The sequence below is a fragment of the Serratia sp. LS-1 genome (assembly GCF_003719595.1).
Classification (GTDB): domain Bacteria; phylum Pseudomonadota; class Gammaproteobacteria; order Enterobacterales; family Enterobacteriaceae; genus Serratia; species Serratia ureilytica.
In genome coordinates, this window is sequence record NZ_CP033504.1 from 180,421 (window position 1) to 200,535 (window position 20,115).

Genomic DNA, 20,115 nt, shown 5'->3' on the forward strand with positions numbered 1-20,115 from the left:
GGCATTGCGAAACGAAGGAGCAAAAATGGCTATTGATGAGAACAAGCAAAAGGCGTTAGCTGCGGCACTGGGCCAGATTGAGAAACAGTTCGGCAAAGGCTCCATCATGCGCCTGGGTGAAGACCGCTCCATGGACGTGGAAACCATCTCCACCGGCTCACTGTCACTCGATATCGCTCTGGGCGCCGGCGGCCTGCCGATGGGCCGCATCGTCGAAATCTACGGCCCGGAATCGTCCGGTAAAACCACCCTGACGCTGCAGGTGATCGCCGCCGCGCAGCGCGAAGGCAAAACCTGTGCGTTCATCGATGCCGAGCACGCGCTGGATCCTATCTATGCGAAGAAGCTGGGCGTCGATATCGACAACCTGCTGTGCTCCCAGCCGGACACCGGCGAGCAGGCTCTGGAAATCTGTGATGCGCTGACCCGTTCCGGCGCGGTTGACGTCATCATCGTCGATTCCGTGGCGGCGTTGACGCCGAAGGCGGAAATCGAAGGTGAAATCGGCGATTCGCACATGGGGTTGGCGGCGCGCATGATGAGCCAGGCGATGCGTAAGCTGGCCGGCAACCTGAAAAATGCCAATACCCTGCTGATCTTCATCAACCAGATCCGTATGAAAATTGGTGTGATGTTCGGCAACCCGGAAACCACTACCGGTGGTAACGCTCTGAAGTTCTATGCTTCGGTGCGTCTGGATATCCGTCGTATCGGCGCCATCAAAGAGGGCGACGAAGTGGTGGGCAGCGAAACCCGCGTGAAAGTGGTGAAAAACAAAATCGCTGCGCCGTTCAAACAGGCTGAGTTCCAAATCATGTACGGCGAAGGCATCAACAGCCGTGGCGAGCTGGTCGATCTGGGCGTGAAGCACAAGATGATCGAAAAAGCCGGCGCCTGGTACAGCTATAACGGCGAGAAGATCGGTCAGGGCAAGGCGAACGCCTGTAACTTCCTGAAAGAAAACCCGGCTATCGCCGCCGAGCTGGATAAGAAACTGCGCGACCTGCTGCTGCACAGCGGCGGTGAGCTGGTGGCTGCCTCCGGTGACGACTTCGAAGATGACGAAGCGGAAACCAGCGAGCAGTTTTAATCGCTGAAGATGTGCGCCGCCGTTTATGTGGTGCACATCCCCTGAATTCAGGCTTGAATGATGAATGACTTGCTAAGCCGCGCCATGCGCCTGCTGTCGCAACGCGATCATAGTGAAGCTGAACTGCGCCGCAAACTTGCGGCGCAGCCGTTTGTGGCGAAAGCCCGGTTTGGCGGCAAGGGGCCGCATGCGCCGACATCGTCGCCGCCGGTAGCCGAAGAGCCGGTAGATCCCGCGCTGATCGATCAGGTTATCGTCTACTGTTACCAGCACAACTGGCTGGACGATAAGCGTTTCGCCCACAGCTACATCGGCAGCCGCAGCCGCAAAGGTTATGGCGCGCAGCGCATCCGCAGCGAACTGATGCAAAAAGGCGTGGATAAAGCGCTGGTGCAGGACGCGTTGGCGGAATGCGATATCGACTGGTGCGAACAGGCGAAACAGGTGGCGCAGCGAAAATTTGGCGATGCGTTGCCAACCGACTGGAAAGAGAAAGCCAAAGTGCAGCGTTATCTGCTCTATCGCGGCTTCTTCCAAGAAGAAATTCAGTCAATTTACCGTGATTTTGCGCAATGAGCGCACACGGGGTTTTACTTCCCTCTGAAGAAAATTTATCTTATCCCCACTTTTTGTTCGTGAGCTGGTTGTCATCGTCGGGATGACGCGTCACCGGCTCACGTGTCGTTATTCTAGCCTTTCCAGGAAAATTATGAGCAAGAGCACCGCTGAGATCCGTCAAGCGTTTCTCGATTTCTTTCATAGTAAGGGTCATCAGGTTGTAGCAAGCAGCTCCCTGGTGCCTAACAATGATCCGACATTGCTGTTTACCAATGCCGGCATGAACCAATTTAAGGATGTTTTCCTGGGGCTCGACAAACGCGCCTATTCCCGCGCCACCACCTCGCAGCGCTGCGTGCGCGCAGGCGGCAAGCATAACGACCTGGAAAACGTCGGTTATACCGCTCGTCACCACACCTTCTTTGAAATGCTGGGCAACTTCAGCTTCGGCGATTACTTCAAGCACGATGCTATCAGCTACGCGTGGGAACTGCTGACCGGTGAAAACTGGTTCAACCTGCCGAAAGAGAGACTGTGGGTCACCGTGTATGAAACCGATGACGAAGCATTCGACATCTGGCAGAAGCAAATCGGCGTACCGGCCGAGCGCATTATCCGCATCGGCGATAACAAGGGCGCGCCTTTCGCTTCAGATAACTTCTGGCAGATGGGTGATACCGGGCCATGCGGCCCGTGCACCGAGATTTTCTACGATCACGGCGATCACATCTGGGGCGGCCCTCCGGGCAGCCCGGAAGAAGACGGCGACCGCTACATCGAGATCTGGAACATCGTTTTCATGCAGTTCAACCGTCAGTCCGACGGCACCATGCTGCCGCTGCCGAAACCTTCGGTGGATACCGGTATGGGTCTGGAGCGTATTGCGGCGGTGTTGCAGCATGTGAACTCCAACTATGAGATCGATCTGTTCCGCACCCTGATCGCTGCCGTGGCGAAAGTGACCGGCGCGACCGATCTGGATAACAAATCCCTGCGCGTTATCGCCGACCACATTCGTTCCTGCGCCTTCCTGGTGTCGGACGGCGTGATCCCGTCTAACGAAAACCGCGGCTACGTGCTGCGCCGCATCATTCGTCGCGCGATCCGTCATGGCAACATGCTGGGCGCGAAAGACACCTTCTTCTACAAGCTGGTGGCGCCGCTGATCGAAGTGATGGGCCCGGCGGCCGACGAGCTGAAACGCCAGCAATCGCTGGTGGAGCAGGTGCTGAAAACCGAAGAAGAACAGTTTGCCCGCACGCTGGAGCGTGGCCTGGCGCTGTTGGACGAAGAGCTGGCCAAGCTGCAGGGCGATACCCTGGACGGCGAGACCGCTTTTCGTCTGTACGACACCTACGGCTTCCCGGTGGATCTGACCGCAGACGTCTGCCGCGAGCGCGGTCTGAAAGTCGACGAAGCGGGCTTTGAAGAAGCGATGGAAGCGCAGCGCCGCCGCGCGCGCGAATCCAGCGGTTTCGGCGCCGACTACAACAGCCTGATCCGTGTGGACGGCAGCAGCCAGTTCAGCGGCTATGATCATGACGAGCAGCAGGCGACGGTGATCGCGCTGTTCCGTGACGGCCAGCCGGTCGAGCAGATCAACGCCGGCGAAGAGGCGGTGGTGGTGCTGGACGAGACGCCGTTCTACGGTGAATCCGGCGGCCAGGTCGGCGATAAAGGCGTGCTGAAAGCCGCCGGCGCCGAGTTTGTGGTCAACGACACCCAGAAATACGGTCAGGCTATCGGCCATCAAGGCAAGCTGGCGCAAGGTTCGCTGAAGCTGAACGATCGCGTGGACGCGCAGATCGACACTGAGCGCCGCAACAGCATCCGTCTGAACCACTCCGCGACCCACCTGCTACACGCCGCGCTGCGCCAAACGTTGGGCGAGCACGTTGCGCAGAAAGGCTCTCTGGTTAACGACAAATACCTGCGCTTCGACTTCTCGCATTTTGAAGCGATGAAACCGGAACAAATTCGTGCGGTGGAAGATCTGGTTAACCAGCAGGTGCGTCGTAACCTGCCGGTGCAGACCGAGCTGATGGCGTTGGAAGACGCGAAAGAGAAGGGCGCAATGGCGCTGTTCGGTGAGAAGTACGACGACAACGTGCGCGTGCTGACCATGGGCGACTTCTCCACCGAGCTGTGCGGCGGCACCCACGCCAGCCGCACCGGCGATATCGGCCTGTTCCGCATTCTGAGCGAATCGGGCACCGCGGCGGGCATCCGCCGTATTGAAGCGGTGACCGGCGCTGGCGCTATCGCTACGCTGCATCAGCAAAGCGATTTGTTGCAAGACGTTGCTCAATTGGTGAAGGGCGACAGCAACAACCTGACCGATAAAGTGCGCTCGGTGCTCGATCGCACGCGCGTGCTGGAAAAAGAACTGCAGCAACTGAAAGATCAGCAGGCGGCGCAGGAAAGCGCGTCGCTGTCCAGCCAGGCGAAAGTGGTTAACGGCGTGAAGCTGTTGGTCAGCCAGTTGGACAATGTCGAAGCCAAAATGCTGCGCACCATGGTGGATGACCTGAAAAATCAATTGGGTTCGGCCATTATCGTGTTGGCGACGACGGCTGATGACAAAGTCAGCCTGGTCGCAGGTGTGACCAAGGATCTGACTGACCGCGTGAAAGCCGGCGAGTTGATCGGCAACGTGGCGCAGCAGGTCGGCGGCAAGGGCGGTGGTCGCCCTGATATGGCGATGGCGGGGGGGACGGATATCAACGCCCTGCCAGCGGCGTTAAACAGCGTAGAAGCCTGGGTGGCCTCAAAGCTGTGAACATAAATAAATAGCACGGACAAACGCCATAATACTTTGTTGATTATGGCGTTTTCATACTGTGCTAACACAATTTAGTTACAATTGCGGGAACAAAGTTTTTCTGGTCGGCTAAACTTACCATTATCTGAGGTGGGACCAAGTCTGCTTACACTTATTGTGGATTGCGCGGCTTACGTTTTCACCACATATGATGGATAATGACGGGGAAACTGAGAGACCCGACTCTTTTAATCTTTCAAGGAGCAAAGAATGTTAATTCTGACTCGTCGAGTTGGTGAAACCCTCATGATTGGCGATGAGGTTACGGTCACTGTGCTAGGGGTAAAAGGCAACCAGGTGCGTATTGGTGTGAACGCCCCCAAAGAGGTTTCAGTTCACCGTGAAGAAATCTATCAGCGCATTCAGGCAGAGAAGTCTCAGCAGACGACTTACTGATTCCGAAGCAGCGTCTCGTTGCCAGACGAGACGCTACTGCATCGTTTTACCCACTTCTTTCGTTCTCCCCTCTCTTTTTCGTGATTATTTTCCCGGTTAGTTTCCTGCTTTATTGCTGCAGACGTTGCGGTTGCCTGTTGATAAAACGCCCTTTTTGCCGTGAAATCGCCCATGTTGGGTGCGAATTGTGCAAACGCGCATGAGTTGGGAAAAATTGTTTGACTTAAAAGTCGGAGAAAGTAATATGTGCGCCACGCAGTGCCGATGAGCTTCTCCAAAGCAAGTTAGGCACAATTCGAAAGAAGCGTATGGTGAGGTGGCCGAGAGGCTGAAGGCGCTCCCCTGCTAAGGGAGTATGCGGTCAAAAGCTGCATCCGGGGTTCGAATCCCCGCCTCACCGCCATTTGCATCCGTAGCTCAGCTGGATAGAGTACTCGGCTACGAACCGAGCGGTCGGAGGTTCGAATCCTCCCGGATGCACCATATTTTGCAGTATGGTGGGGTAGTAACAACGTACCATACGGTATCAAAAAATAATTCCTGTGCATCCGTAGCTCAGCTGGATAGAGTACTCGGCTACGAACCGAGCGGTCGGAGGTTCGAATCCTCCCGGATGCACCATTCTTAATCTCACTCGTCGCGAAGAGAAATCTTCAAGCGGGTGGAAGAAAAGAAAGTGTTACCAGGGAGGATAACGTTGCTTAAGCAACGGCCCGCAGGGTAAGGCGCTAGCGCCGAATCATCCTCCCGGATGCACCATTCTTCAAGTCTGGCTTTATTAGCAAAGCCGGCACGCGGTAAAAATAGTAATGCATCCGTAGCTCAGCTGGATAGAGTACTCGGCTACGAACCGAGCGGTCGGAGGTTCGAATCCTCCCGGATGCACCATCTAAGAGAAGCCCGCCTTAGCGGGTTTTTGCTTTTCTGTTATTCGTGAAACAGGCAAGCGGCAAAAACAGTCATGCATCCGTAGCTCAGCTGGATAGAGTACTCGGCTACGAACCGAGCGGTCGGAGGTTCGAATCCTCCCGGATGCACCATGTTTAACCTCCCGTATCGCGAAGAGAAATCGTCATGCGGGTGGTAAAAAGAAAGTGTCCTTGGGGAGGATAACGTTGCTTTAGCAACGGCCCGCAGGGTGAGGCGTTGGCGCCGAATCATCCTCCCGGATGCACCATCTAAGAGAAACCCGCTTTGGCGGGTTTTTCGCTTTTCAGCATTTAGCCATTCTCTCTTCACCCCTTTCCTTCTTTGCATCCGATCGATCACAGCACATTCCGCTATGACGCAGTCAGCGACAACCCAACGGCTTTACGCTAAAGTAGTTTTCTTTCCTCAACGATCATGGAGTAACGATGTACGACCGCTACCAGGGTCTTATTTTCGACATGGACGGCACGATTCTGGACACTGAGCCAACGCACCGTAAAGCGTGGCGCGAAGTGCTGTCCCGTTATGGCATGACGTTTGATGAAGCGGCCATGGTGGCGCTGAGCGGTTCACCGACCTGGCGCATCGCTCAGGCGATTATCGCCAGCCATCAGGCCGATCTCGATCCACATCACCTGGCGGCGGAGAAAACGCGCGCGGTGGAAGCGATGCTGCTGGATAGCGTGCGTCCATTGCCATTGATCGAGGTGGTGAAGTCCTATCACGGCCGCCGTCCGATGGCGGTCGGCACCGGCAGCGAGCACCGCATGGCGGAAATGCTGCTGCGTCATCTCGGCCTGTTCAACTGCTTCGACGCGATCGTCGGTGCGGACGACGTGCAGCGCCATAAACCGGAGCCGGATACCTTCCTGCGCTGTGCCGAACTGATCGGCGTGCCGCCGGAAAAATGCGTGGTGTTTGAAGACGCCGAGTTTGGCATTCAGGCGGCGAAAAATGCCGGCATGGCTGTGGTAGACGTTCGTACGCTGTGAGTAGTACGCTAGCCGTAATATCGTTATTTGGCAGCAGCTTCCTCAGTGCGACGCTGCTGCCGGGAAATTCAGAAATCGTTCTGGTCGCCTTGCTGACCCAGAGTCGCGTCTCGCCGGAGTTGCTGGTGCTGGCCGCGACCCTGGGCAACACTCTTGGCGGGTTGACCAATGTCATTATCGGGCGCCTGTTACCGGCGTTGAAACCACAGCGGGGGCTGGCAACGGCGCTCGGGTGGTTGCAGCGCTTTGGCCCGGCTGCGCTGTTGCTCAGCTGGGTGCCGGTAGTGGGCGATTTGTTGTGCGTGTTGGCAGGTTGGCTGCGCATGCCCTGGGGCTCTGTCGCGCTGTTTCTGTGTATCGGAAAGGCGCTGCGTTACATCGTTTTGGCTATGATAACGGTACAGGGCATCGCCTGGTGGCAGTAACCAAGTGAATATAACTCAATATTCTCTCGGGTGCGGATTCAGTATGCTTACGAGTTATTGTTTTTAGAAGCGGGAGGTCAATTTGATCCCGGACGTATCACAGGCGCTTTCTTGGTTGGAAGCCCATCCCCAGGCATTAAAAGGCATTCGTCGCGGCATCGAGCGTGAAACGCTGCGAGTCACGCCGAACGGCACCTTGGCGACCACCGGGCATCCGGAAAAGCTGGGGGCGGCATTGACGCACCACTGGATCACCACGGATTTCGCCGAGGCGCTGTTAGAGTTCATTACGCCGGTTGATGACAATATCGATCACTTGCTGACGTTCCTGCGCGATATTCATCGCTACGTGGCGCGCAACATTGGCGATGAGCGCATGTGGCCGCTCAGCATGCCGTGCTTTATCGAAGCCGAGCAGGACATCGAGCTGGCGCAGTTCGGTTCGTCGAACATCGGCCGCATGAAGACGCTGTACCGTGAAGGGCTGAAGAATCGCTATGGCGCGCTGATGCAGACCATTTCCGGCGTGCACTACAACTTCTCGCTGCCGCTGGAATTTTGGCAGGCCTGGGCCGGCGTGCAGGACGCAGAAAGCGGTAAAGAGCAGATCTCGGCCGGTTATTTCCGCCTGATCCGCAACTATTACCGTTTCGGCTGGGTGATCCCGTATCTGTTCGGCGCATCGCCGGCCATTTGTTCTTCGTTCCTCAAAGGGCGCGAGACCAATCTGCCGTTCGAGCGCACCGAGCAGGGGATGTGCTACCTGCCGTACGCCACTTCGCTGCGCCTGAGCGACTTGGGTTATACCAATAAATCGCAGAGTAATCTGGGTATCACCTTCAACGATCTGCACAGCTATGTGGCCGGTTTGAAGCGGGCGATCGCCACGCCTTCCGAAGAGTTCGCCAAGCTGGGCGTGAAAGAGGGCGATCGCTACCTGCAGCTGAACAGCAACGTTCTGCAAATCGAGAACGAGCTGTATGCGCCGATCCGGCCAAAGCGCGTGACCCAAAGCGGCGAGACGCCGTCGGACGCGCTGCTGCGCGGCGGTATCGAATACATTGAAGTGCGTTCGCTGGACATCAACCCATTCTCGCCGATCGGCGTGGATGCGGTGCAGGCGCGTTTCCTGGATCTGTTCCTGGTGTGGTGCGCGCTGGCGGATGCACCGGAGATGAGCAGCGATGAGCTGCTGTGCACGCGCAAGAACTGGAACCGGGTGATCCTCGAAGGGCGCAAGCCGGGCCAGACCATCGGCATCGGCTGTGGCGCCAGCCATGAGCCGCTGGAGAAAGTCGGCAAGGCGCTGTTCGCCGATCTGCGCCGGGTGGCGGAAGTGCTGGACGGCGAAGCCGGCGATCGTCAATACCAGCAGGTGTGCGATGAGCTGGTCGCCGCGTTTGACGATCCCGAGTTGACCTTCTCCGCGCGCATTCTCAAGGCCATGAAGGCGGAAGGCACCGGGCGCGTCGGTTTGCAGCTGGCGGAGCAGTATCGCCAGACATTGCTGGAAGAACCGTTGGAAATCCTGAACGAAGCCGAGCTGGATAAAGAGCGAGAAGCCTCGTGGCAGCGTCAACGCGACATAGAAGCCAATGATACGCTAAGCTTTGAAGCGTTCCTGAAGCAAAACGGCGGAAGCTGAAAAAGAAAAAGGCCACATCAATGTGGCCAAATATGCATCTCTGATGACAGGGATGATGATAACAAATGCGCGTCTTTCACATACTCAGACTCGCAGGGTTGGAAAAGGTTTCCCGGTTAGGAAAAAAAGTTTCGAAATAAATGCTCTTTTACGAGGAGGTAGCGAAATGCCATTGCTGGATAGCTTTACCGTCGATCATACCCGTATGGCAGCTCCGGCTGTCCGCGTTGCAAAAACCATGAAAACGCCTCATGGCGATACCATCACGGTGTTTGATCTGCGCTTTTGCCGCCCGAACCTGGAAGTGATGCCCGAGCGCGGCATTCACACGCTGGAGCACCTGTTCGCCGGCTTTATGCGTGACCACCTGAACGGCCAGGGCGTGGAAATTATCGACATCTCCCCGATGGGCTGTCGCACCGGTTTCTACATGAGCCTGATCGGCGTGCCGGAAGAGCAGCGCGTTGCCGATGCCTGGAAAGCGGCGATGGCCGACGTGCTGAAAGTGACCGACCAGCGCAAGATCCCTGAGCTTAACGAGTACCAGTGCGGCACCTACCATATGCACTCGCTGGAAGAAGCGCAGGAAATCGCCAAGCACATTCTGGATCACGGCGTGGTGGTGAACCACAACGACGAGCTGGCGCTGCCGAAAGAGAAGCTGCAGGAACTGCATATCTAGTCGTGCGTGGCCCGCAAAATAAAAAAAGACGCGATTTCGCGTCTTTTTTACGTTCTGGCCGAGGACTAATGATGGCCGACGCTGGACTGCAGCGAGGTGATCGGCGTGACCCGCACCTGTTTAATCATGTTGCCCTGCACGTCGAGGATGTCGATATCGTAATGACCGATGCGCACCCGGGTGCCGATTTCGGGGATCTCTTCCAGCTCTTCCAGCAGCATGCCGTTGACGGTGCGAGCCTCGTTGGCCGGCAAGGTCCAGTTGAAGGCCTTGTTCAGCTCGCGCACGTTGGCGGTGCCGTCGATCAAGACCGAACCGTCGCTCTGCGGCGTGACTTCTTCCGCCAGCGTGGGTGACATCGAGGTGGTGAAATCGCCCACGATCTCCTCGAGGATGTCTTCCACCGTGACCAGGCCCTGAATGTCGCCGTACTCGTCGACCACGATGCCGACCTTCTCTTTGTTGCGCTGGAATTTCACCAGCTGCACGTTGAGCGGCGTGCCTTCCGGAACGAAATAGATCTCATCGGCGGCGCGCAGCAGGTTCTCTTTGTTGAACTCTTTTTTCTCGGTCATCAGGCGGTAGGCTTCGCGCACGCGCAGCATGCCGATCGCATCGTCCAGCGAGCTGCGATACAGCACGATGCGGCCGTGCGGCGAGTGGGTCAGCTGGCGCATGATCGACTTCCAGTCGTCGTTGACGTCGATGCCGACGATCTCGGTGCGCGGCACCATGATGTCGTTGACCGTCACCTTTTCCAGATCCAGCACCGAAATCAGCATGTCCTGATTGCGGCGGGAGATCTGCGACTGGGATTCGCGCACGATGGTGCGCAGCTCATCCTTGCTGACGGCGTCGCTGATGCGCACGTTGGTGCGAATGCCGAACAGGCGCAAGGTCAGGCTGGTGATGCCGTTGAGCAGCCAGACAAGCGGGAACATCACCTTTTGCAACGGGGCCAGCAGGACGCTGCTGGGGAAGGCGATGCGTTCCGGATAGAGTGCGGCGAAGGTCTTCGGCAGCACTTCGGCGAACAGCAGCACGGCGAAAGTCAGTATGCCGGTCGCAATCGCCACGCCGAGATCGCCATACAGCCGCATGCCGACGATGGTCGCCAGCGCCGAAGCGAGGATGTTGACCAGGTTGTTGCCGATCAGCACCAGGCCGATCAGCCGATCCGGTTTTTGCAGCAGCTTCTCGACCCGACGCGCCGAGCGGTTGCCCTGTTTGGACAGGTGACGCAGGCGATAACGGTTGAGCGTCATCATGCCGGTTTCGGAGGCGGAGAAGTAAGCGGAGACCACGATCATGATCACCAGGATAATGATGAGGGTCCCCGTCGACACATGCTCCAATGCAGTATTCCTTATAGAGAGGGAGAATTGAGCCAGGCTGGCCTAGCGCACCATCACCTGCTGAATCAGACGGCTGCCGAAGTAGGCAAGCGTCAGCAGGAAGGCGCCGGCGAAGCTGAACCAGACGACGCGGCGGCCGCGCCAGCCCTCATGGTAGTGGCCCCACAACAGCACGATATACACGAACCAGGCCATGATCGACAGCACGGCTTTATGCACGTTCTCTTTGCTGAACAGATTATCCATGTACAGCAGGCCGGTGCACAGAGTGAGCGTCAGCAGCACCACGCCGATCTGGGTGATATGGAACATCTTGCGCTCAATGCTCATCAGCGGCGGCATGTCGGCGCTGAAGGTCAGCTTCTTGTTTTTCAACAGGTAGTCGAGCCAGGCGAGCTGCAAGGCATAGAGCGCGGCGATGATCAGGGTGGCGTAAGAGAACAGCGCCAGGCCGATATGCACCATCAGTTCCGGGCTGGCCTCCAGGTGAGTGATGAACTCGCCGGGCATAAAGCTGGCGAAGGCCAGGTTGATCATCGCAAAGCTGTAGACGATTGGCAGCAGGAACCAGCCGCGATCGCGCGAAGCGACGAAGGTCATCACCGAGCAGATGATCAGGCTGACGATGGAACCAATGTTCAGCAGGCTGAGATTCTGCCCGGCGCTGACGTCAAAGATGCGCTGCTGCAGCGCGATGGCGTGGCAAATCAGCGCCACCACCGCCGAGACGAGGGCAAGCCGACGGTATGCGCTGTTCTTCCGCAACAAACTGGGAATGATCAGTCCAAGGCTGAGCAGGTAGGCCATCAAAGCCACAATGGAGAAAACTGGCATAGCGTTTAATTTTGCTTCGGCGTGGTTAATTGGAATGTCAGTATAACGTTGCGCGCGTTTCACTCCAACCTATCTCCAACGCTGAGGCAGAGATCCTGCTCGCTTCGTGTTATCATCGGCGCAATTGTGTCGCCGGAGCGGCCTGTCATTACACGTTGAGCATGAGACGATGTTTGAAAATTTAACCGATCGATTGTCGCGCACGTTGCGCAATATCAGCGGCCGCGGGCGGCTGACCGAAGAAAATATCAAGGAAACCCTGCGTGAAGTGCGTATGGCATTGCTGGAAGCGGACGTTGCGCTGCCGGTGGTGCGCGACTTCATCAACCGCGTAAAAGAGAGCGCGGTTGGCCATGAAGTCAACAAGAGCCTGACGCCGGGGCAGGAGTTCGTCAAGATCGTCAAGGGTGAGCTGATCGCCGCGATGGGCGAAGTCAACACCGAGCTGAATCTGGCGGCTCAGCCGCCGGCCGTGGTGCTGATGGCGGGCCTGCAGGGCGCCGGTAAAACCACCAGCGTCGGTAAGCTCGGCAAGTTCCTGAAAGAAAAACAGAAGAAGAAAGTGTTGGTGGTTTCCGCGGACGTTTATCGCCCGGCGGCGATCAAACAGCTGGAAACGCTGGCGGAAGGTGTCGGCATCGATTTCTTCCCGTCCGACGTCAAAGAAAAACCGATCGACATCGTCAACCACGCGTTGCAGCAGGCCAAGCTGAAGTTCTATGACGTACTGATCGTCGATACCGCCGGCCGTCTGCACGTTGACGAAGCGATGATGGACGAGATCAAACAGGTGCACGCGGCCATCAAGCCGGTGGAAACCCTGTTCGTGGTCGACGCCATGACCGGCCAGGACGCCGCCAATACCGCCAAGGCGTTTAACGAAGCGCTGCCGCTGACCGGCGTGGTGCTGACCAAGGTCGACGGCGATGCGCGCGGCGGTGCGGCGTTGTCCATCCGCCACATCACCGGCAAGCCGATCAAGTTCCTCGGCGTCGGCGAGAAGACCGAAGCGCTGGAGCCGTTCTATCCGGATCGCGTGGCGTCACGCATCCTGGGCATGGGCGACGTGCTGTCGCTGATCGAAGATATCGAAAGCAAGGTCGACCGCGAGCAGGCGGAGAAACTGGCCAACAAGCTGAAGAAGGGCGACGGTTTCGATCTGACCGACTTCCTGGAGCAGCTCAAGCAGATGCGCAACATGGGCGGCATGGCCAATATGCTGAGCAAGCTGCCGGGCGCGGGCCAGCTGCCGGATAACGTCAAGTCGCAGATGGACGACAAAGTGTTGGTGCGCATGGAGGCGATCATCAACTCGATGACGCTGAAAGAGCGTGCCAAACCGGAAATCATCAAGGGCTCGCGCAAGCGCCGCATCGCGATGGGGGCCGGCATGCAGGTGCAGGACGTCAACCGCTTGCTGAAGCAGTTCGACGAAATGCAGCGTATGATGAAGAAGATGAAGAAAGGCGGTATGGCGAAGATGATGCGCGGCATGAAAGGTATGATGCCGCCGGGCTTCCCTGGCCGCTGACGGGCCTCCGCACGCCGAGTGCGGGCGCTTTCAGCATTCGCCGTTCGCGGTGAAAACCGCCCGAAATTTGACAGGCTGCAAAAGTTGTCCCCTGCGATCGACGCTTTAGATTGCTTTTTGCGCCAAAATGAGTAAAATTTTCGGGCTTTTTATATTGCAACCGGGCCCCGTCCCTCAATGGGGCCCGGCTGTTTTATTAACTAAAGAGGATGTTATGGTAACAATTCGTTTGGCACGTGGCGGCGCTAAAAAGCGTCCGTTCTATCAAGTAGTAGTGACCGACAGCCGCAACGCTCGTGATGGTCGTTTCATCGAGCGCGTAGGCTTCTTCAACCCGATCGCTTCCGGTCAGGCTGAAGCACTGCGTCTGGACCTGGACCGCATCGAGCACTGGGTTGGTCTGGGTGCAACCGTTTCTGATCGCGTTCACGCGCTGATCAAAGACGCTAAGAAAGCAGCTTAATCTGTCGCGGTGGTGGCAATGAGCAAGCAACTCAAACCGGTAGCGCCTAAGCAGCCGATTGTACTCGGTAAAATGGGGTCCGCTTACGGCATTCGTGGTTGGCTCAGAGTGTTTTCATCCACCGAGAACGCCGAAAGCATTTTTGACTATCAGCCGTGGTTTATCCAGCAGGCGGGTCAGTGGCAGCATATCGAGTTGGAAGACTGGAAGCGCCACAGTCAGGATCTGATCATCAAAGTCAAAGGCATTGACGATCGGGACGCGGCGAATCTGCTGACTAATCGCGAGATTATGGTGGATTCTGAGCAACTTCCTCCGCTGGAGGGTGACGATTACTACTGGAAAGACCTGATGGGCTGCCAGGTAGTCACCACCGCCGGCTACGAGCTGGGTAAAGTCATCGATATGATGGAAACCGGCTCGAATGATGTGATGGTTGTGAAAGCGAACCTGAAAGATGCGTTCGGCATGAAGGAGCGGTTGATTCCGTTTCTTCATGGGCAGGTTATCAAGAAAGTCGATCTCACTGCCCGCGTGATTGAGGCAGATTGGGATCCTGGTTTTTGACCCCCGGATCAAACGGTCGAAGCAAGTGGAATAACGGTAAGGGGATTGGCTTGTGTTCATCGGTATTGTAAGCCTGTTTCCTGAGATGTTCCGCGCTATCACCGATTACGGGGTGACTGGCCGGGCAGTAAAAAATGGCCTGCTGAGCGTGCAGTGTTGGAGTCCGCGCGACTTCACCTACGACCGGCATCGTACCGTGGACGATCGCCCTTACGGCGGCGGCCCGGGAATGCTGATGATGGTGCAACCTTTACGGGAAGCCATTCATGCGGCGAAAGCAGCGGCAGGCGAGGGAGCAAAGGTGATTTATCTGTCACCTCAGGGGCGCAAGCTGGATCAAACCGGCGTGTGCGAACTGGCGGCCAATCAGAAGATGATTCTGGTGTGCGGCCGTTACGAAGGGATAGACGAGCGTGTAATCCAAACCGAAATTGACGAAGAATGGTCAATCGGCGATTACGTTCTCAGCGGCGGGGAACTGCCGGCGATGACCCTGATTGATTCAGTCGCCCGTTTCATACCGGGTGTGCTGGGCCATCAGGCCTCAGCGGAGGAAGACTCCTTCGCCGACGGATTGCTGGACTGCCCGCACTATACCCGCCCCGAGGTGTTGGAAGGAATGGAAGTACCGCCAGTTCTGCTGTCGGGCAACCATGCCGAGATACGTCGCTGGCGCTTAAAGCAGTCGCTGGGCCGAACCTGGCTTAGAAGACCTGAACTTCTAGAAAGCCTAGCTCTGACTGACGAGCAAGCGGTGTTGCTGGCTGAGTTCCAACGGGAACATCAGACCAGGCAACAGGACTATGAAGGAAACGTCTGACATCAGACGGGACCGATATATCAGTTTACCTAGGGTAAGAGACATATTATGAGCAACATTATTAAGCAACTTGAACAAGAGCAGATGAAACAAGACGTACCTGCATTCCGTCCGGGTGATTCCGTGGAAGTGAAGGTATGGGTCGTTGAAGGTAGCAAAAAACGTCTGCAGGCATTCGAGGGCGTGGTTATCGCTATCCGTAACCGCGGTCTGCACTCTGCATTCACTGTTCGTAAGATTTCCAACGGCGAAGGTGTTGAGCGCGTATTCCAGACTCACTCCCCAGTAATCGACAGCATTACTGTTAAACGTCGTGGTGCCGTTCGTAAAGCTAAACTGTACTACCTGCGTGAACGTACTGGTAAGGCTGCTCGTATCAAAGAGCGTCTGAACCGCGTTAACTAACGCTGCATCCAAAAGTTAATAGTTATCAGGGGTTGGCCTATGCCAACCCCTTTTTTTATCTGAAAATCCGGCTGCGTTGCATTTGCGAGATTTCGTCTGCGCACCGCCAACATAATAAAGCCTGCATAAGCAGGCTTTTTGCATTACAGCGCCGCGGCGCTTTGTTTCTGCTGACTCTCCGGCGGGTGAGGCTGCGCCGGGATAATGTCATCGCCAGGTTTGACGATCACCCGCGCGACGGACTCGTGCGTGGCGAACGTGCAGCTGCAATTGATGTTGCGGCATTGATGGTAACGCTCTTTGGTCGACTCGCTCAGATAGCGGCTGGAGCGAGTGTGGGCCACGTGACCGCATAATGGACAGTGCATCATAGTTGAATCCCTCGTTCTGCTACATCAGGTTATATGACTTATAATAGCTCATTAACTCGCAAAAGCAAGATTAAGATGCAAATGAATTATCACCCCTCCGTGATTGCAAACTCCATGCGTTGAGTCAGTACATCTAATGCGAGGCTGGTGGAGAAACCTCGATCATTAAGCGTGTGAACGACTTGACTAATGATCCAAGGTTGTCTGTCGATAACCTCTTTGAATCCACTTAGGTGGATCGGCGTTTCTGGACTGAGATCAGGCCGGCCGACGGCGAGGTTTATGGAAAATTGCACATTCCCTTGTTGAATGTTTGCCCACCTCGCTTTTGCCGCACGCATTGCGCTTTCTTTGTTCGCGTAGAGCGTCGGCAGGGTAAAAACGTTATTGCTTTCACCTGCCAGATAGCTTGAAGCCGCATTTTCATCTGTGGTATTCCCTTCCTCACGTTGTACTGTCATCTGTTGTTGCCTGGCATGCTGAATATCTTGCCATTTGGCAATAACGCCGGTGTAAGCGTTTCGATCGGCCACATTGAAGTAGTGCTGGTCGCCATCGCTGCGTTCCAAAGTCAGTGACGGCAGAGGTTTGCCCGAGATGCTTAGACCGGAACCTGGGACCAGAAACAGCAGGCGTTCATTTTTAATGGCGGCGACGGCACCATTCATGGTCGCCAGCCGGGTAAGAAAGGCGACATCCGTTTCCTGAGACTGATCGATGTGCGTGATTTTGATCTCTGCCAGTCCTGCCGCCAGCGTATGCCCCATCCGGTTACGGTTGGCCACTTCGTTGACGATGTCACCAAGGGTGCGATCGTGATAGGAATGATCTCGCGCCACGTTCATCGAGTTTCGAAAGTCGACGCTGCGGGCTCGAATGACGAGTTTATCCGGTGCGCCACGATGTTCGATTTCATCAACGATAAACTTGCCTTTGTCGATCAAGGCTTGTCCTTTCCAGCCGAGCTTCACGGTGAGCGTTTGGCCGCGTTTGGGCATGGCGATTTGCCCATCCGCATCGTCGAGCTCAAGATCCAATCGATCCGCGGTAAAACCGCGATTATCGGTTAACGTCAATGAGAGCAGACGGTGGCGGAAAGCCTCCGTGATGTCCGCTTGCTGTAAAAACAGGGCATAGTCTGGCGCAATGAGCGCGCCAATAGGGAAGGGGGTTTGCGTGATCACGGCAGCATCTCCCCGAGCCGCGCCGCAGCCTGACCTGCTTTATCGGCAAGGTCAGAGGCTTGTTGGCGCAGATCGCCGAACATGGCGATCAGCGATTCATCAACGCGCATCAGATTGATCGTAAACTCTATCTGTCGCGCGCTGCCGTTCGAGAAAAGCTGGGTTTTCGTGTCGACTATGCTTTCAATGACATACATCCCATGAATAGTTCCATTGCCCTCGAGCAGCGGCCAGGCTCTGCCTTGGGCAGCCATGAGCTGAAGCGCCATCAATGATAATGTCCCTCCGGTTACTTCCGGTACCAAGACTCCCGTCAGCGTTATTTTCTCATTGTCTACTCCCAGAAACTGCGCGGCAGGGCGCTGGCCGATGCGCGGCAGGGTCGGCCAGCGGTAATTGGCGCTGCGTTGCATGCTTTGATAAGGCACGGTTTTCAACATAAAAACAAACATGCCGAGGGTCAGCATCATCATATTTCTCCTATTCGCGAGATTAACTCATCCGACTGCGGGCGTTTGCCGCTTGGCGATGAGCAAGCAATTCAAATTGCCGCGCGACTTCGCGGCCGATGTCTTGTTCATTCTGACCGGCGCCGGCAGTGATGTTGATAGTGACCGACGGAACCTGGATTTGGGTTACCGGCGAACCTGCTACCGGTGAGGCCGGCATTACAGGCGCGCTGAGCGACAGTAAAGCCGCCGACATGGCGGCCGTATGGCGGCGGCCGGTCACTTGAACGGGGCCGCTGACCAACTCAGGACCGTTTTCACCTACAATGCCGAATTGTCCGGCAGGAATGTCTCCCCCGCGATCGAACTTGCCGGCAAACCAGGCGCTGCCGTTTTCGGCATTGCCAGAGGTGCCGCTCTTATCGCCAAATTGCATCCAGTCGGGAAGATATTCGGTCAATGAAGTCAGTTGTTTTATCCAGCCATCAATGGTGTCTGAAATGTAATTCTTCAGCGCCTCACACCCTGCCGATATCTGCTCCCAAAGGTGGCTAAAGAAGGGGCCGACCTTGTCCCAGTTTTCAATCAGGGTGAAAGCGGCAAGCGCAACCAGGCCGACAATGGCCAGCAGCGGGTTGGCCATCGCTATACGCCCCAGCCACATCATGGCTTGCCCGGCCTTTAGGATCGCGCCGCTGATAATAGAGAACCCTGAGAGTACCTGGGTGGCGACCAGGCTGACGCCGCTGAGGCCGCCGAGCAATAACGTGAGCCCACCGGCGACCTGCAGCAAGGTGCCGGCTAACGCCGGATTATTGGTTATCCAGGTATTCAGTTTTACCAGCCACTCTGTCGCCGTTTGGGTCAGTTCCCGCAGGGCTGCGTTTTGGCCGGTAAACAAGTTGATTCTCAGGCTATCCCATGAGGCAAAAAGCTTTTGGATATCACCCTCTATATTGTCGCCTTTGACGGTGACCAAGTGCTGCGCTGAGCCGGCAACCTGGTTGGCCTGGAGTTTTTCTCTGCCCAAAGGCGCAATCTGTTGCGCCGCACTGAAGATATCGGCACCTGTTGTGGCTTTACTTTTCATGGCTGCACCAACGGCCCGAACATCCATGCCATATTGATTGCTGGCCAGCGCCAATACATCGGCAATACGATCGAATTGATCGGGGCCCAGATTGAAGCTGCGCTGCATTTCCGTCATCGTTGCGACGATTTCGTTGACGCTGCTGCCCGTCGCGGCGGAGAGTGTCAGTGCGGCGGGCGAAGCCGTTAAAATTTCCTTGGCATTCAACCCTTGTTTTGCCAGCGCTGTTTGCGCTTGTAGGGCTTGATCCGGGGTATAACCGGATTGGCTCATACCGCGAGCCTGCTGCTCGAGAGCCGTGAGCTGCGGATCGGACTTGCCCAGATTCAGCTGTGCCCGCAGTTGAGAAAGCTGTTTTTCAAATTCGATTCCCGGCGCCAGCAGGTTAGCTCCCCCTATGGCGGCACTTTTGGCGACAGAAAAGCCTGCGCTGCTGGTGTTGCGTAATTTTTCCAGCTTGTCGAGGCGCGCTTGATTGCCTGCCTGTGCGGATCGATAGCGCTCCTGCGCTATCGATTGCCGTTGTTCTTTTAGGGTAACGATAGCGGCGCCGGCATTAATTCTGCCGTCACGCAGATTTTTGCGCTCATTGCCGAGCGATTGTAGATTAATCCCTTGCTGGGTAAGATGATGGCGCTGGCTTTTATCGATTGCGGCGAGGAGATCACGTTTCTTTTCCAGGGCATTTATCGTCTCCGCGACCTGCGCAATCTCTTTGTTCATAAATCGGGAACGCTGGCTTGGCTCGCGATATTTCGTCAGCATTGCCAGCGCGGCGGATTTTTTGCGCGACGCTGCCAGCAACTTATTGGTCTCAGCCAGCGACTGGTTCGTCTTTTGGAAAGCGTCGATGTCATTTTCCTGCCGGCGCAGATGTTTGACTTTTTTCTCTGCTCGTTGGATATCCTGTCCCAGACTGTTGTACAGGTTTTTATCCCCGGTGGGCCTGCGCAACTGCCTCATCAGTTCTTTGCTCTGCTTGGCTATCGCTTGAAGCCCGATGACAATCTCGTTTTGTGACTCCAGCTCCTGTCTGCTGTTACTCATCTGTTTTTACTCCACTACGTTGCAGCGCTCTGTGGCGCCAGCCGATCAGCTCCGCCAGCGTCATGCCGTTCATTTCTGACGGCGGCCAGTGGAAAATCACCGCGATATCCGCCATCAGGTCATCTACTGTCAGAGTAGGATCGACCGTTACTCGGCCGATGTCGGCGACAAAAAACCGATCACCTGGCCGGCCAGCGCAATCAGGTCAGGCAGTTCCAAACGGGCACACTCTTCCTTGGTCAGGTTCGGGTAGGTGACCCGAGGCAGAATAGTGATCAACGCATCGACATCGGCGTTGGCCAGCGCGGCCAGACCGATGCCGCGCAGGCTGCCGGCATTCGGCTTGGTCACTTGCACGCGAGTGATTTCGCTATCGCCACGTTTAATCGGAGTATTCAGGACGACGGTGTTTTCCTGGGATGCATTCAGTTCCATGGGGTATCCAGTTTTCAGTCGGAAA

21 protein-coding genes and 5 tRNA genes are annotated in these 20,115 nt (G+C 56.3%); 18 read left to right on the forward strand and 8 right to left on the reverse strand.

Annotated elements, in window-relative coordinates; all coding sequences use genetic code 11:
* The first annotated feature begins 25 nt into the window (after positions 1-25).
* The 13 genes from recA to luxS all read left to right on the forward strand — a co-directional run bounded on the left by recA (position 26) and on the right by luxS (position 9,539).
* Entirely contained in the window at positions 26-1,090 is a 1,065-nt protein-coding gene (recA, locus tag EDY99_RS00785) for a recombinase RecA (RefSeq protein WP_004932541.1), read from the forward strand.
* A 60-nt stretch (positions 1,091-1,150) separates the two neighbouring features.
* Positions 1,151-1,666 carry a recombination regulator RecX gene (gene recX / locus EDY99_RS00790; RefSeq protein WP_033641906.1) on the forward strand — a complete coding sequence of 172 codons (516 nt, stop codon included), beginning with the start codon at positions 1,151-1,153 and terminating at the stop codon, positions 1,664-1,666.
* A gap of 133 nt (positions 1,667-1,799) precedes the next feature.
* Positions 1,800-4,427 carry an alanine--tRNA ligase gene (gene alaS, locus EDY99_RS00795; RefSeq protein WP_033641907.1) on the forward strand — a complete coding sequence of 876 codons (2,628 nt, stop codon included), beginning with the start codon at positions 1,800-1,802 and terminating at the stop codon, positions 4,425-4,427.
* A gap of 252 nt (positions 4,428-4,679) precedes the next feature.
* On the forward strand, positions 4,680-4,865 hold the full coding sequence (gene csrA, locus EDY99_RS00800) for a carbon storage regulator CsrA (protein ID WP_004091602.1): 186 nt from the start codon (positions 4,680-4,682) through the stop codon (positions 4,863-4,865).
* Between the two features lie 310 nt (positions 4,866-5,175).
* Positions 5,176-5,268, forward strand: a tRNA-Ser gene (locus EDY99_RS00805).
* Between the two features lie 3 nt (positions 5,269-5,271).
* Positions 5,272-5,348 (forward strand) — tRNA-Arg (locus tag EDY99_RS00810).
* Between the two features lie 61 nt (positions 5,349-5,409).
* Positions 5,410-5,486 (forward strand) — tRNA-Arg (locus tag EDY99_RS00815).
* A 190-nt stretch (positions 5,487-5,676) separates the two neighbouring features.
* A tRNA-Arg gene (locus EDY99_RS00820) sits at positions 5,677-5,753 on the forward strand.
* A 75-nt stretch (positions 5,754-5,828) separates the two neighbouring features.
* Positions 5,829-5,905, forward strand: a tRNA-Arg gene (locus tag EDY99_RS00825).
* 315 nt (positions 5,906-6,220) lie between these two features.
* Positions 6,221-6,787 carry a fructose-1-phosphate/6-phosphogluconate phosphatase gene (gene yqaB, locus EDY99_RS00830; protein WP_033641908.1) on the forward strand — a complete coding sequence of 189 codons (567 nt, stop codon included), beginning with the start codon at positions 6,221-6,223 and terminating at the stop codon, positions 6,785-6,787.
* Entirely contained in the window at positions 6,784-7,212 is a 429-nt protein-coding gene (locus tag EDY99_RS00835; protein WP_004932520.1) for a YqaA family protein, read from the forward strand. Before yqaB ends, EDY99_RS00835 begins: the two co-directional genes overlap by 4 nt.
* A gap of 82 nt (positions 7,213-7,294) precedes the next feature.
* Complete coding sequence (gene gshA, locus EDY99_RS00840; protein ID WP_033641909.1) at positions 7,295-8,857, forward strand: glutamate--cysteine ligase; 1,563 nt, start codon at positions 7,295-7,297, stop codon at positions 8,855-8,857.
* A gap of 166 nt (positions 8,858-9,023) precedes the next feature.
* On the forward strand, positions 9,024-9,539 hold the full coding sequence (gene luxS, locus EDY99_RS00845) for an S-ribosylhomocysteine lyase (protein ID WP_033641910.1): 516 nt from the start codon (positions 9,024-9,026) through the stop codon (positions 9,537-9,539).
* A 65-nt stretch (positions 9,540-9,604) separates the two neighbouring features.
* Here luxS and EDY99_RS00850 read toward each other — a convergent pair whose 3' ends face one another.
* Both EDY99_RS00850 and EDY99_RS00855 read right to left on the reverse strand, forming a co-directional pair.
* Positions 9,605-10,894 carry an HlyC/CorC family transporter gene (locus EDY99_RS00850; RefSeq protein WP_016929024.1) on the reverse strand — a complete coding sequence of 430 codons (1,290 nt, stop codon included), beginning with the start codon at positions 10,892-10,894 and terminating at the stop codon, positions 9,605-9,607.
* Positions 10,895-10,936: 42 nt separating this feature from the next.
* Complete coding sequence (locus tag EDY99_RS00855; RefSeq protein ID WP_004932506.1) at positions 10,937-11,728, reverse strand: inner membrane protein YpjD; 792 nt, start codon at positions 11,726-11,728, stop codon at positions 10,937-10,939.
* A 169-nt stretch (positions 11,729-11,897) separates the two neighbouring features.
* Here EDY99_RS00855 and ffh point away from each other — a divergent pair, with 169 nt between their 5' ends.
* From ffh to rplS, 5 genes are all read left to right on the forward strand, one after another.
* Complete coding sequence (gene ffh, locus EDY99_RS00860; RefSeq protein WP_116287061.1) at positions 11,898-13,259, forward strand: signal recognition particle protein; 1,362 nt, start codon at positions 11,898-11,900, stop codon at positions 13,257-13,259.
* A gap of 214 nt (positions 13,260-13,473) precedes the next feature.
* Complete coding sequence (rpsP, locus tag EDY99_RS00865) at positions 13,474-13,722, forward strand: 30S ribosomal protein S16 (RefSeq protein ID WP_004932501.1); 249 nt, start codon at positions 13,474-13,476, stop codon at positions 13,720-13,722.
* An 18-nt stretch (positions 13,723-13,740) separates the two neighbouring features.
* Complete coding sequence (gene rimM, locus EDY99_RS00870; RefSeq protein WP_019455135.1) at positions 13,741-14,289, forward strand: ribosome maturation factor RimM; 549 nt, start codon at positions 13,741-13,743, stop codon at positions 14,287-14,289.
* 52 nt (positions 14,290-14,341) lie between these two features.
* A complete protein-coding gene (gene trmD, locus EDY99_RS00875; RefSeq protein WP_033641911.1) occupies positions 14,342-15,109 on the forward strand; it encodes a tRNA (guanosine(37)-N1)-methyltransferase TrmD in 768 nt (255 codons plus the stop codon).
* A 48-nt stretch (positions 15,110-15,157) separates the two neighbouring features.
* Positions 15,158-15,514, forward strand: a complete 357-nt coding sequence (gene rplS / locus EDY99_RS00880; protein ID WP_015376707.1) for a 50S ribosomal protein L19 — start codon at positions 15,158-15,160, stop codon at positions 15,512-15,514.
* Between the two features lie 143 nt (positions 15,515-15,657).
* Here rplS and EDY99_RS00885 read toward each other — a convergent pair whose 3' ends face one another.
* From EDY99_RS00885 to EDY99_RS00910, 6 genes are all read right to left on the reverse strand, one after another.
* On the reverse strand, positions 15,658-15,885 hold the full coding sequence (locus tag EDY99_RS00885) for an ogr/Delta-like zinc finger family protein (RefSeq protein ID WP_033641912.1): 228 nt from the start codon (positions 15,883-15,885) through the stop codon (positions 15,658-15,660).
* An 89-nt stretch (positions 15,886-15,974) separates the two neighbouring features.
* A complete protein-coding gene (locus EDY99_RS00890; RefSeq protein ID WP_116287062.1) occupies positions 15,975-17,069 on the reverse strand; it encodes a phage late control D family protein in 1,095 nt (364 codons plus the stop codon).
* A complete protein-coding gene (locus tag EDY99_RS00895) occupies positions 17,066-17,539 on the reverse strand; it encodes a phage tail protein (protein ID WP_116287063.1) in 474 nt (157 codons plus the stop codon). The genes EDY99_RS00890 and EDY99_RS00895 overlap by 4 nt, the downstream gene beginning before the upstream one ends.
* Positions 17,540-17,561: 22 nt before the next feature.
* The gene (locus EDY99_RS00900) at positions 17,562-19,655 is read right to left on the reverse strand and encodes a phage tail tape measure protein (RefSeq protein ID WP_116287064.1); all 2,094 of its coding nucleotides are present in this window, start codon (positions 19,653-19,655) and stop codon (positions 17,562-17,564) included.
* Entirely contained in the window at positions 19,648-19,770 is a 123-nt protein-coding gene (locus EDY99_RS00905; protein WP_033641916.1) for a GpE family phage tail protein, read from the reverse strand. Before EDY99_RS00905 ends, EDY99_RS00900 begins: the two co-directional genes overlap by 8 nt.
* 32 nt (positions 19,771-19,802) lie before the next feature.
* Complete coding sequence (locus EDY99_RS00910) at positions 19,803-20,090, reverse strand: phage tail assembly protein (protein ID WP_033641917.1); 288 nt, start codon at positions 20,088-20,090, stop codon at positions 19,803-19,805.
* Positions 20,091-20,115: the final 25 nt, after the last annotated feature.